Below are 12,631 nucleotides of genomic sequence, written 5' to 3'. Positions count from 1 at the left end.
CGCGGGTCGACCTACCACGTGAAGAACTCTCTGCGTGGTGGGGACGCCGACGTGGTGTTCAGCTACGGCCGGGCCGGTGACCAGGTGCTGGTCGGTGACTGGGACGGTGACGGCAAGGACACCTTCGCGGTCCGCCGCGGTGCCTCCTACCACGTGAGCAACTCGCTGCGTGGTGGGCCGGCGGAGCGGGTGGTCACCTTCGGTCGCGGCAACGACGAGGTGCTGGTGGGTGACTGGGACGGCAACGGGACCGATACGCTCGGCGTGCGCCGACCCGTCGGCCCGGCGCCCGTCTCCGCCCACACCGCCACCGGTGGCCTGGTGATCGGGGCAGCTGCCTCCGTCAGCTGAGCCGCCGACGGCGACAGCTGGGTCCTCCGTCGCCGGGGGACCCAGCTGTCGCCCCAGCGGCGCCGGCGCCCTCGAGGCGCCGGCGCGGCTCTCCCTGGGGGAGGGGGAACCGACCGCGGCACACCGCCCCTCACGGAACCGGAGACGCTTCCAGCGGCTTGGTGACGTAACTGTTACAATTCCTGCCACACTTTTGATTGACGGTCATCCAAATGCTCTCGTACAGTGAGGCCATGGTCACAGCGGACCCCACACCCCCCCTCCTTCGCCTGACGGGCATCGTGAAGCACTTCCCGGGCGCGAAGGCGCTCGACGGCGTCGACCTCGAGGTGCGCGCCGGCGAGGTGCACTGCCTGCTCGGCCAGAACGGCGCCGGCAAGTCCACCCTCATCAAGGTGCTTGCCGGTGCCCACCAACCCGACGCCGGGGAGATCCGGCTCAACGGCGAGGTCGTCACCATCGACTCCCCGATGGCCGCCCTCGAGCTCGGCGTCGCGACGATGTACCAGGAGCTCGACGTCGTCGACGGTCTGAGCGTGGCCGAGAACATCTTCCTCGGCCACGAGATCACGCGCGGCGGGCTCCTGCGCCGCCACGAGGCCCACGCCCGGGCCCGGGACCTGCTCAAGCGCCTGGGCCACCCGGAGATCTCCCCGGGACGTGAGGTCGGGCGCCTGTCCGCGGCGGGCAAGCAGGTCGTGTCGATGGCCCGTGCGCTGTCCCGCGACGCCCGCGTCATCATCATGGACGAGCCCTCCGCGGTGCTCGACCCCGAGGAGGTGGAGAACCTCTTCCGGGTGGTGCGCGCGCTGTCCGCCTCGGGTGTCGCGGTCATCTACATCTCCCACCGCCTCGAGGAGATCCGCCAGATCGGGGACCGCATCACCGTGCTCAAGGACGGGCGGACCGTGGCGGAGAACCTCGCGGTCGCGGACACCCCCACGGCCGACCTCATCCGGCTCATGACCGGGCGGAGCGTCGAGAGCGACTTCGGCGGCGGACGCGGCGACCACGAGCGGGGCGAGCCCCTGCTCGAGGTCGAGAACCTCTCCCTCGCCGGCGTCTTCGAGGACGTGTCCTTCACGGTGCGGGCCGGGGAGATCGTCGGGCTCGCCGGCCTCGTCGGTGCCGGACGCTCGGAGATCCTCGAGACCGTGTACGGCGCCCGCAAGGCCACGGGCGGTACGGTGCGGGTCCGCGGCAAGGCGCTGCGGCCCGGCTCGGTGCCCGCGGCCGTCGCCGCCGGGATCGGGTTCGCCCCGGAGGAGCGCAAGAGCCAGGGCCTCCTGCTCGACGAGCCCGTGTTCCGCAACATCACCCTGTCCACCTTCGCCCGCTTCGCCCGCTCGTCCTTCCTCGACGAGCGCGCCGAGCGGAAGGTTGCCGCCGAGCAGATCCGCTCCCTCCAGCTCTCCCCGCCCGACGGCGAACGCAAGATCCGGACCCTCTCCGGCGGCAACCAGCAGAAGGCGATGCTCGCCCGGTGGCTCGTCCACGGCTGCGACATCCTCCTGCTCGACGAACCGACGCGGGGTGTCGACGTCGGTGCACGGGCGGAGATCTACACCCTCATCCGGCGACTCGCCGCGTCGGGGGCCGCGGTGCTCCTGGTCTCCAGCGAGATCGAGGAGGTCCTCGGCCTGGCCGACGACGTCCTCGTCATCGCCGAAGGCCGGGTGGTCCACCACGGACCTGCTGACCAGATCGACGAGCACGGCGTGCTCGACCTCGTCATGGAAGGAACTCACGCATGAGTGAGAACGCAGCGGCAGAGACCTCCGCGGCCGGGGCGAGCTCCCCGGCCCTGCCGCCCACCAACCGCGACCTCGCCCCGGAGGCCGAGAACGCGACACCGACGCAGAGCCGCGCCCGACGCCGGTTCGGCGGATCCGGGCTGGCCCGGAACCTCGGGCTGGTCATCGCGTTGCTGCTGCTCTGCGTCGCCGGGTACGTCACGGCGGGCGAGCGCTTCCTCAGCGCGGACAACTTCACGACGGTCGTCGCCTTCGCCGCGACGGTCGGCATCCTCAGCGTCGGGATGACCTTCGTCATCACCGGCGGCGGCATCGACCTGTCCGTCGGCTCGGTCCTGGGTCTCGCCACGGTGTGGGCCACCACCCTGGCGACCCAGACGATGGCCCAGGACACGCACTGGATCGTCATGGTCTTCACCGCGCTCGCGGTGGGGACCGCAGCCGGACTGGTCAACGGCATCGTCGTCGCCTACGGGCGCGTGGTCTCCTTCATCGCCACCCTTGCCATGCTCGTCGGCGCCCGCGGGCTGGCGGAGATCATCTCCGGCCGCCGGACGCAGATCATCAACGTCACCCCGTTCAAGAGCTTCTTCGGTGGGGACGTCCTGGGTCTGCCGATGATCGTCTGGGTCTTCGTCGTCGTCGCCGCGCTCGGCTGGGTGCTCCTCAACCGCACGACCTTCGGGCGTCGCACCATCGCGGTGGGCGGCAACCCGGAGGCGGCTCGCCTCGCCGGCATCAAGATCCAGCGGCACACGATGTACCTCTTCGCGCTCGCCGGCTTCACCGCCGGGATCGCGGCGGTCACGATGATGGCCCGCACCGGCGCCGGGACGTCGACCCACGGCATGCTCTTCGAGCTCGACGTCATCGCCGCCGTCGTCGTCGGTGGCACGCTCCTCGTCGGAGGCCGCGGCACCATCGTCGGCACCGTCCTGGGCGTCCTCATCTTCGCGACCCTCAACAACATCTTCGTCCTGAACAACCTGTCCACCTCGGTCCAGTCGGTGGCCAAGGGCGCGATCATCGTCCTGGCCGTCCTGCTCCAGCAGCGCTTCGCCAACAAGGCCTCCGGCTAGTCCCCAGTACCCCCTCTATATCCCTGTCAGCACCGCTCCATCCGTTCAAGGAGGAACCTCATGTCCGCACGCACGACCACGCGTCGCCGGTTCGCCGTCGCCGCAGGTGTCTCTGCCGCCCTGCTCCTGGCCGGCTGCACCGGCAACACGCCCGAGGAGGTGGAGGACACCAGCACCGGCAACGGTGACACCGGCTCGGCCACCACCCAGCAGGCCAGCTCGAACAACGACGAGGTCGGGGAGACCGTCACCATCGGCTTCTCCGCCCCCGCGGCCGACCACGGCTGGATGGCGGCGATCACCACGGCAGCGCAGCGTGAGGCCGAGAAGTACGAGGACATCGACCTGCGCATCGCCGAGGGCACCAACGACGTCAACCTGCAGATCAGCCAGGTCGAGACGTTCATCAACGAGGGTGTCGACGCCATCGTCATCCTGCCCTTCGACGGCGCCGCGCTCACCGGTGTCGCGCTCGAGGCCATGCAGGCCGGGATCCCGGTCGTCAACGTCGACCGGGAGTTCTCCGACCCGAACGCCGCCCGCGTCACCATCCTCGGTGACAACTACGGCATGGGCGTGAGCGCCGGCCAGTACATCTGCGAGCGGCTCGGCGGCCAGTCCGACGCCGTCATCGCCGAGATCGCCGGTATCGACAACCTGCCGCTGACCCAGGACCGCAGCCAGGGCTTCGCCGACGCGCTGTCCGAGTGCGGCCTGGAGGTCTCCAACCGGGTGGCCGGCGACTTCACCGTCCAGGGCGGTGAGTCCGCGACGGCCAACCTGCTCCAGGCGGCCCCGCAGATCGACGCCATCTGGAACCACGACGACGACCAGGGTGTCGGCGTCATGCAGGCGATCGAGAACGCCGGCCGCGACGAGTTCTTCGTCGTCGGCGGTGCGGGCTCGGCCAACATGATGCGGGAGATCCAGTCCGGCGACTCCCTCGTCGAGGCCACCGTCATCTACCCGTCCACGCAGGCCGCCGACGGTATCCGCCTCGCCCGCCTGCTCGCCCAGCAGAAGGCGATGGCGGACCTCGTCGAGGTCGAGGTGCCGCGCCTCATCCAGCTGTACGCGCCGGTCGTGACGGCGGAGAACGTCGACCAGTACATCGATTCGGCGTTCGAGTCCTGACATGACGAGATCCCCGGGGGTGCGCACGACCGTGGCACCCCCGGGGATCGTGCACCACCTGAGCTAAGGAGCGAGATTCCAATGAGCGAGGACAGGCCGCGCATCGGCGTGGCGATGATCGGGTACGCCTTCATGGGGCGGGCCCACTCCCAGGCGTGGCGCAACGCGCACCGCTTCTTCGACCTGCCACTCGAGCCCCACATGGCGGTGCTCTCGGGCCGCAACGAGGAACGGGCGACCGCCGCCGCGCGCCAGCTGGGATGGGACGCCGTCGAGACCGACTGGCGCCGGGTCATCGAGCGTGACGACGTCGACATCGTCGACATCTGTACACCGGGAGACACGCACGCCGAGATCGCGGTCGCCGCCCTCGAGGCCGGCAAGCACGTCCTCGTGGAGAAGCCGATGGCCAACTCGGTCGCCGAGGCCGAGCAGATGGCCGCAGCAGCCGACGCAGCGCGCGCCAACGGCGTGCGGGCGATGGTCGGCTTCACCTACCGGCGGGTCCCCGCGGTCCAGCTCGCGCGTCGGCTCGTCGCCGAGGGCCGGATCGGGGAGGTCCGCCAGGTCCGCGCCCAGTACCTCCAGGACTGGCTGGCCGACGCCGATGCCCCGCTCTCGTGGCGGCTGGACAAGGAGAAGGCCGGCTCCGGCGCACTGGGCGACATCGGCGCCCACATCATCGACCTCACCCAGTTCGTCACCGGCCAGCGCTTCCGCGGCGTCTCCGGGATGATGGAGACGTTCGTCAAGGAGCGTCCGGTGGCCGAGAGCTTCAGCGGCCTCCACGGCACCGCCGGCACCGAGCGCGGCCCGGTCACCGTGGACGACGCCGCCCTGTTCACCGCCCGGCTGGAGAGCGGGGCACCGGCGGTCCTCGAGGCGACCCGCTTCGCCTGGGGCCGCAAGAACGCGATGCGCATCGAGGTCAACGGCTCGACCGGCTCCATCGCCTTCGACTTCGAGGACATGAACGTCCTCCACTTCTACGACGCCACCGCACCGGCGGCCGAGGCCGGCTTCCGCCGCATCCTCGTCACCGAGCCCGTCCACCCGTACATCGAGGCCTGGTGGCCCGCGGGTCACGGGCTGGGGTACGAGCACGGCTTCGTCCACCAGGTGGTCGACCTCGTCCGCGCCATCGCGGCGGGGGAGGACCCGACCCCGTCCTTCGCCGACGGGCTGCACGTCCAGCGCGTCCTCGACGCCGTCGAGCGGTCCAGCGCGCAGCACAGCACGTTCACCGAGATTGGAGACTGACATGGCTCGACCGATCACGCTGTTCACCGGTCAGTGGGCCGACCTCCCCTTCGAGGAGGTGGCCCGGCTCGCCGGCGAGTGGGGCTACGACGGCCTGGAGATCGCCTGCTGGGGTGACCACCTCGACCCGTGGCGAGCCGCCGAGGACGACGCCTACGTCCAGAACCGGCTCGACATCCTGGAGAAGAACGGACTCAAGGTCTACGCCATCGCCAACCACCTCAAGGGCCAGGCGGTGTGCGACGACCCGATCGACGAGCGCCACCGCGACATCCTGCCCGACCGGATCTGGGGCGACGGCGACCCCGAGGGGGTGCGCCGGCGCGCCGCCGAGGAGATGAAGATGACCGCCCGGGCCGCCGCGCGGCTCGGCGTCAAGACGGTCACCGGGTTCACCGGCTCGTCCATCTGGAAGTTCGTCGCGATGTTCCCGCCGGCCTCCGAGGAGCTCGTGGAGGCGGGCTACCGCGACTTCGCCGACCGGTGGAACCCGATCCTCGACGTCTTCGACGAGGTCGGGGTGCGCTTCGCCCACGAGGTCCACCCCTCGGAGATCGCCTACGACTACTGGACGACGGTGCGCACCCTGGAGGCCATCGGCCACCGCGAGGCCTTCGGCCTCAACTGGGACCCGAGCCACTTCATGTGGCAGGACCTCGACCCGGTGGCCTTCCTCCTCGACTTCAAGGACCGGATCTACCACGTCCACTGCAAGGACTCCAAGCGCCGGCTCAACGGCCGCAACGGCCGCCTCGGCTCGCACCTGCCGTGGGCCGACCCGCGGCGCGGCTGGGACTTCATCTCCACCGGCCGCGGTGACGTGCCGTGGGAGGACGCCATGCGGATGCTCAACCACATCGGCTACGACGGACCGCTGTCGGTCGAGTGGGAGGACGCCGGCATGGACCGCCTCATCGGCGCCCCGGAGGCGCTGGAGTTCGTGCGCAAGCTGTCCTTCAAGCCGTCCGAGGCTGCGTTCGACGCCGCCTTCAGCACGCGCTGACCTCGCTGCTCGGGCCCCGGGTGCCGCCGGTCGGCACGCGGGGCCCGAGATGCTTCCTGCGCCCCACCGACGTACGTTGGCCCCCGGACCGAACCGGGGGGATCGACGATGACCATGCGACGACGGACGGGGACGGCAGCGGGCCTCACACTCGGCCTGCTCCTGGTCGCGGCGCCCGCCGCGGGAAAAGGGGCCGAGGTCGACGGCTACGGTGACCGCTTCTACCTCACCAACGAGTGGCGCGGAGTGGTCCACGAGAGCTTCGCCTACGGGCGGGACGACGACCGCCTGTTCGTGGGGAACTGGGACGGCCGCGGCGGGGACACCCTGGCGGTGCGCCGCGGCAAGACCTACCACTTCAAGAACAGCCTCTCCGGCGGTGCGGCGGACCGCGTCGTGAGCTACGGCCGCTCCGGAGACATCGTCTATATGGGCGACTGGGACGGCGACGGCGTCGACACCCCGGTCGTGCGCCGGGGCGACGAGTACCACTTCAAGAACTCCCTCTCCAGCGGCGAGGCCGACATGGTCGTCACCTACGGCCGCGACGAGGACACCGTCCTCATCGGGGACTGGGACGGGGACGGGCGCGACACGCTCGGGGTGCGGCGCGGCAAGGTGTACCACCTGAAGAACTCCATCAGCGGCGGTGACGCCGACAGCGTCGTCCCCTACGGCCGCGCGGACGACCGCGTCGGCGTCGGTGACTGGGACGGGGACGGGCGCGACACGCTCGGGGTGCGGCGCGGCAACCAGTTCCATGTCCGCAACACCCTCAGCGGCGGCGAGGCCGACATCGTCATGACCTTCGGCCGCAGCTCGGACAAGGCGATGGTCGGCGACTGGGACGGCGACGGCAGCGACACCGTCGGCCTGCGCCGGGTGTACGAGGAGCCCGAGCTCAGCGACCGCGACGCCTACGACGCCCGGATGGTGGAGATCATCAACGAGGTGCGGGCCGAGGCGGGGGCCCCGCCGGTGGACGTCGTGCCCGAGCTGCGCCCGGCTGCGCTGCGCCACTCGCAGTGGATGGCATCCCAGGGCGTCATCGAGCACGCGGACTCCGCGACCATCCGCAGCGACGCCGAGGAGGTGGGCTGCACCGCCGGCGGTGAGCACATCGTGCGCACCTACCAGCGCGGCGGCGCCGACCCCGACCCGCAGGACGCCATGGACTGGTACATGAACTCCCCGGTCCACCGGGCGGGCATCCTCAACCCGAACAACACCCATGTGGCCGTCGGCACGGTCAAGGCCGGGGACCTGGTGTACAACACCCAGCGCTTCGTCCGGAACTGCTCCTGACCCCCACCACGGCCGGCGGAGCAGCCACCCACAGCCCAGGCGGAGCAGCCACCGACGGCCCAGGTGGAGCAGCCACCGACAGCTGACTTCCCACCGAGAGCTCACTTCTCACCGAGAGCCCACTTCTCACCGAGAGCTGACTTCCCACCGAGAGCTCACTTCCCACCGAGGGCTCACGTCCCACGGACAGCCCACCTGCCGACGTCAGCGCCTCCCCGGCCCGCCGACTACTAGGCTGCCCCAGGAGGAGCCGGCATGGGAGGGGAGCACGTGGGCAGGTCGCTGCACGTCGTCGTCGCGACCCGCATCTTCGCCCCCGAGCCTGCCGCCGCGTCCCTGCGCCTCGGCGCGCTCGTCCGGGCGCTCGCCGACGCCGGGCACCGGGTCACCGTCCTGACCACGACGGCGCCCGGCCGCTACGTCCCCCCGCCCGGGGTCCGGGTGCGGCGGTGGCCGGTGCTGCGCGACCGGGACGGCTACGTCCGCGGCTACCTCCAGTACCTCAGCTTCGACGTGCCCCTCGCCCTGCGCCTCCTGCTCACCCGGCGCCCGGACGCCGTCGTCGTCGAGCCCCCGCCCACCACCGGGCTCGTCGCCGCTGTGGTCACCCGCCTCCGCCGGCGCCCGGTGATCTACTACGCGGCCGACATCTGGTCCGACGCCGTCGTCACCGCCGGGATGCCGGGGCTCGTGGCCACGGTGCTGCGGGCGCTGGAGGGGTGGGTGCTGCGCGCCGCGCACCGGGTGGTCGCCACGTCCACCGGAGTGGTGGAGCGGGTCCGGGCGCTCGGTGCGGACGCGACGCTGGTCGGCAACGGTGTGGACACCGAGGTGTTCCGGCCCGACGGACCCGCCGTGCAGGACGACCACCCCTACCTCGTGTACACCGGGACCGCCTCCGAGGTGCACGGGGCGGACGTGTTCACCCGGGCCATGGGCCGCGTCGCCGCCGCGCGACCGGACGCCCGGCTGGTGTTCATCGGACAGGGGAGCGACGTCGCCGCGATGCGCCGGCAGGCGGAGGCGCTGGCACCCGGCGCCGTGACCTTCCTGCCCCGGATGGCACCGCAGGAGGTCGCCCGGTGGATCCGCGGGGCGCGCGCGGCGCTGGCCTCCGTGCTCCCCGGCCCTTACGCCTTCGCCTTCCCCTCCAAGCTCTACGCCGCTGCCGCCTGCGGGACACCGGTGCTCTTCGCCGGGGTGGGCCCGGCCCGGGAGCTCGTCGCCGAGGGCCGTCTGGGACAGGCAGTCGACCACGACGTCGACGCCGTCGCCCAGGCCATGGTCACCGCCCTCGACGACTCCGCGGGGGAGTCGCGGCCCGACTCCCCGGAGCGGGCGCGACGCGCGGCGTGGGCGGCCGAGCACGTCTCCGCCTCGGCAGCCGCCCGGCGCGTGGTCCAGGTGGTCGAGCAGGCAGCGAGGAGCCCCCGGTGAGCGAGACGACCCTGCCCCGGCACGACGACGGGCGACCCGTCCGCGTCGTCGTGCTCGTCTACAACGACGCGCACGCGGACTCGCGCGTGCTCAAGACCGCCCACTCGCTGCGCCGCGCGGGTGCGCAGGTGACCATCCTGGCGGTGGCGCGTACCCACCTGGGCTACCCGCCGACAGTGGAGCGGCTGCCGGACGGCGCCGAGCTCGTGCGCCTGCGTGAGCCCGGGTTCATCACCTGGGTCCCGCGCCTCAAGCGGGCGCTGACCCGCGCCCGCGCCCTGGCCCGCCGCGTGCGCGCCCGCCCCGGCGGCGCGCTCCCGAGCGACCCACCTCCCGGCTCACCGCCCACCGCCGGCGACGCTGCGGACACCGCGCCCACCGCCGACCCGCGCCCGGCGCTGCGCAGCGCCCTCCTCGCCCGGCTGCTCGACCCGGTCGACCGGCTCGCACGCACGATGATCCTCGTGCACTACTGGGCGCTGGCCGTCCGCGAGGGACGCCGCCGGAGCCCCGACGTCGTCCACGCCAACGACGGCAACACCCTCGCGCCGGGCCACCTCATCGCCCGCCGCGCCGGCGCGCGTCTCGTCTACGACTCCCATGAGCTGTGGCGCCACCGCAACGTGCGCGACCGGCCGGTCGGCAAGCACGTCGAGGCGGTCATCGAGCGGTACGTGGCCAGGCGCGCCGACGGCGTCATCACCGTCTCGCCGTCCATCGCCCGGTGGCTGCAGCGCACCTACCGGCTGCCCGAGGAACCCGTCCTGGTCCGCAACATCCCGGTGGCCACCGCGCCGCCCGACCCCGCCGTGGGCCGCCTGCGCGAGCTCGCGGGTCTGGGACCCGGGGCCCGCGTCATCGCCTACGGCGGTCGGATCACCACGAGCCGCGGCCTGGAGGAGACCATTGCGAGCCTGGCGCTCCTGGCCGACGACGTCCACCTCGTCGTCCTCGGCTACGGCGACGCCGGCTACCTCGCCGCTCTCGAGCGCCGCGCCGAGGCCGTCGGGGTACGGCACCGGGTCCACTTCGTCGGCAAGGTCGCCCCCCACGAGGTCACCGGCGCGCTCGCCGACGCCGACCTCTCCGTCGTCTTCGTGCGCCCGACGTGCCTGTCCTACGAGTACTCCCTACCGAACAAGCTCTTCGAGGCCATCCACGCCGGCATCCCGGTCGCGGCGGCCGACCTGCCGGACACCCGCGAGGTCGTGGAGCGCTACGGCGTCGGGGAGATCTTCGGGCTCGTCGGCGACGGCCGACCGCCGGCCGCCACGGGCGCCGAGGCGACCGCCATGGCCGGGACGATCAGCCGCATCCTCGCCGACCCCGCCCGTTACCGGCAGGCCGCGCGCGCGGCCGCCGCCGAGCTCACCTGGGAGGGGGAGGAGCGGCGGCTGCTCGCGCTGTACCGCCGGCTGCTGGGCTGACCAGGCAGGCACCGCCCACGCGCACCGCAGGCCGGGCCCGGCGACCGCGTCGCCGCGACGACCCCCGCCCGTACACTCGCCAGGGTGAGGAACGTGCTGAGCGTCGTCCGCCCCCTGCTCAGGGTGCTGCCACCCGGCAGCCGGCGCTTCCTGCTCACGTACGGGGTCCTCACCGCGGCGCTCGCCCTGCTCGACCTCGTCGCACTCGGGCTCGTCGGCACCCTGCTCCAGTCGGTGCTCAGCGGCGGGGAGACCTCCCTGCCGCTCGTCGGTGACCTCGGCTCGACGACGGGGCAGGTCACCGCGCTCGTCACCGTGTGTGTCGTCATCGTGGTCAAGGGCGTGTGCGCGGTCGCGCTACTGCGCCTCGCCACCCGGCGCTTCGCCCGTCACGAGGTGGCGATCGGTGACCGGCTGCTCGCTGCCTACCTCGCCTCCCCGTGGGAGGACCGGCTGGCGAAGAACACCTCCGAGCTGGTGCGCACCGTCGATGTCGGCGTCGGGGTGACGGTGGCCGGTGTCCTCATCCCGTCGATGACCCTGTTCGGCGAGGTCGGTACGATGCTCGCCGTCGTCGTCGCTATCGTCGTCTTCGACCCGCTCGTCGCGGCGGTGACCATCGTCTACCTCCTGCTCGTGGCGGCGCTCCTCGCCGGCGTCATCTCCCCGCGGGCCGTGGCGAGCGGGCGGGAGAACCGCACCTGGTCCCAGCGCACGGTCCGGGTGCTGTCGGAGGCCCTCGGGGCGCTCAAGGAGGTCACGCTCGCCGGGCGGACCCCCGACGTCCAGGAGCGCGTCCACGCCACCCGGACCCAGTCCTCCCGGGCCCGGGCGGAGGCGAGCTTCCTCGGGCAGGTCCCGCGCTACGTGCTGGAGACCGCGCTCATCCTCGGCTTCGCGCTCATCGCCGGCGTCGGCTACCTCGCCGGGGCGGGCAGCGGCAACGGCGTCGCGCGGGCGGTCGCCGCCGTCGGGATGTTCGGCGTGGCCGGGTTCCGGCTCGTCCCCTCCCTCACCCGGATGCAGACCGTCCAGTCGACGGTGAACTCCAACGCCGCGTACGCGCGGCAGGTGGTCGCCGACATCACCGACTCCGAGGCGTTGCTCGCCCGGCGGGCCGCCGAGCGGCCGCAGCACGAGCTCACCGTCGAGCACCCCGACATCGTGCTCCACGAGGTCACCTTCACCTACCCCGGTGCCGACGTCCCGGCCCTGGACCGGGTGAGCCTGCACATCCCGGCCGGCTCCCACGTCGCCTTCGTCGGGGCGTCCGGGGCGGGCAAGTCGACGATGGTGGACATCCTCCTCGGCCTGCTGGAGCCGACGTCCGGCCACGTCGAGGTCGGCGGGGAGCGGCTGGAGCTGGTGCTCGACTCCTGGCGGCGTCGCATCGGCTACGTCCCGCAGGACGTCTCGCTCTTCGACGCCACGGTCGCGGAGAACGTCGCGCTGACGTGGGACGTGGAGAAGGTCGACGAGGCCCGGGTGCGGACCGCGCTCGCCCGCGCGCAGCTGCTCGAGACGATCGACGCGCGTGAGGGCGGCATCTACGCCCGCATCGGCGAGCGCGGCGTGGCGCTCTCCGGCGGCCAGCGCCAGCGGCTCGGTATCGCCCGTGGGCTGTACAACGACCCGCGGGTGCTCGTCATGGACGAGGCGACCAGCGCCCTCGACACGGCGACCGAGGCGGCGGTCACCCGGGCGATCGACGACCTGCACGGCGACGTCACCGTCATCACCGTCGCGCACCGGCTGGCGACGATCCGCGACTCCGACATCGTCTTCTTCCTGCGCGACGGCCGGCTCGTGGCCCAGGGCACCTTCGAGGAGGTCGTCGCCCAGGTGCCCGACTTCGCCGAGCAGGCGGCGCTGGCCGGCCTC

10 protein-coding genes are annotated in these 12,631 nt (G+C 72.3%); all 10 read left to right on the top strand.

All coding sequences use genetic code 11. The annotated features are described in order from the left end of the window. The coding region (locus Q0195_RS13965; protein WP_299279569.1) for a hypothetical protein at positions 1-351 on the top strand (351 nt) is incomplete at its 5' end. 233 nt (positions 352-584) lie between these two features. Beyond that, the gene (locus tag Q0195_RS13960) at positions 585-2,105 is read left to right on the top strand and encodes a sugar ABC transporter ATP-binding protein (RefSeq protein ID WP_299279567.1); all 1,521 of its coding nucleotides are present in this window, start codon (positions 585-587) and stop codon (positions 2,103-2,105) included. Further along, positions 2,102-3,184: an ABC transporter permease gene (locus tag Q0195_RS13955; protein ID WP_299279565.1), complete on the top strand. Its 1,083-nt coding sequence runs from the start codon at positions 2,102-2,104 to the stop codon at positions 3,182-3,184. Before Q0195_RS13960 ends, Q0195_RS13955 begins: the two co-directional genes overlap by 4 nt. 60 nt (positions 3,185-3,244) lie before the next feature. After that, positions 3,245-4,318, top strand: a complete 1,074-nt coding sequence (locus Q0195_RS13950) for a substrate-binding domain-containing protein (protein ID WP_299279563.1) — start codon at positions 3,245-3,247, stop codon at positions 4,316-4,318. A gap of 81 nt (positions 4,319-4,399) precedes the next feature. Next, positions 4,400-5,578 carry a Gfo/Idh/MocA family oxidoreductase gene (locus tag Q0195_RS13945; protein WP_299279561.1) on the top strand — a complete coding sequence of 393 codons (1,179 nt, stop codon included), beginning with the start codon at positions 4,400-4,402 and terminating at the stop codon, positions 5,576-5,578. Position 5,579: 1 nt separating this feature from the next. Beyond that, positions 5,580-6,581, top strand: coding sequence for a sugar phosphate isomerase/epimerase family protein (locus Q0195_RS13940; protein ID WP_299279560.1), 1,002 nt, complete (start codon positions 5,580-5,582; stop codon positions 6,579-6,581). 108 nt (positions 6,582-6,689) lie between these two features. Next, on the top strand, positions 6,690-7,886 hold the full coding sequence (locus Q0195_RS13935) for a CAP domain-containing protein (RefSeq protein WP_299279558.1): 1,197 nt from the start codon (positions 6,690-6,692) through the stop codon (positions 7,884-7,886). A gap of 255 nt (positions 7,887-8,141) precedes the next feature. Further along, complete coding sequence (locus Q0195_RS13930; protein WP_299279556.1) at positions 8,142-9,323, top strand: glycosyltransferase family 4 protein; 1,182 nt, start codon at positions 8,142-8,144, stop codon at positions 9,321-9,323. Further along, on the top strand, positions 9,320-10,750 hold the full coding sequence (locus Q0195_RS13925) for a glycosyltransferase (protein WP_299279554.1): 1,431 nt from the start codon (positions 9,320-9,322) through the stop codon (positions 10,748-10,750). Before Q0195_RS13930 ends, Q0195_RS13925 begins: the two co-directional genes overlap by 4 nt. A gap of 84 nt (positions 10,751-10,834) precedes the next feature. Next, a partial coding sequence (locus tag Q0195_RS13920) for an ABC transporter ATP-binding protein (RefSeq protein WP_299279552.1) occupies positions 10,835-12,631 on the top strand: 1,797 nt, incomplete at its 3' end.

Source organism: uncultured Georgenia sp., assembly GCF_937958535.1.
GTDB lineage: Bacteria > Actinomycetota > Actinomycetes > Actinomycetales > Actinomycetaceae > Oceanitalea.
This window is presented reverse-complemented; position numbering and strand designations above follow the sequence as displayed.

Coding starts and splice junctions, on each gene's coding strand:
- Q0195_RS13945 (WP_299279561.1), top strand. CDS start 4,400: ATGAGCGAGGACAGGCCGCGCATCGGCGTGGCGATGATCGGGTACGCC.
- Q0195_RS13960 (WP_299279567.1), top strand. CDS start 585: ATGGTCACAGCGGACCCCACACCCCCCCTCCTTCGCCTGACGGGCATC.
- Q0195_RS13930 (WP_299279556.1), top strand. CDS start 8,142: ATGGGAGGGGAGCACGTGGGCAGGTCGCTGCACGTCGTCGTCGCGACC.
- Q0195_RS13935 (WP_299279558.1), top strand. CDS start 6,690: ATGACCATGCGACGACGGACGGGGACGGCAGCGGGCCTCACACTCGGC.
- Q0195_RS13955 (WP_299279565.1), top strand. CDS start 2,102: ATGAGTGAGAACGCAGCGGCAGAGACCTCCGCGGCCGGGGCGAGCTCC.
- Q0195_RS13940 (WP_299279560.1), top strand. CDS start 5,580: ATGGCTCGACCGATCACGCTGTTCACCGGTCAGTGGGCCGACCTCCCC.
- Q0195_RS13950 (WP_299279563.1), top strand. CDS start 3,245: ATGTCCGCACGCACGACCACGCGTCGCCGGTTCGCCGTCGCCGCAGGT.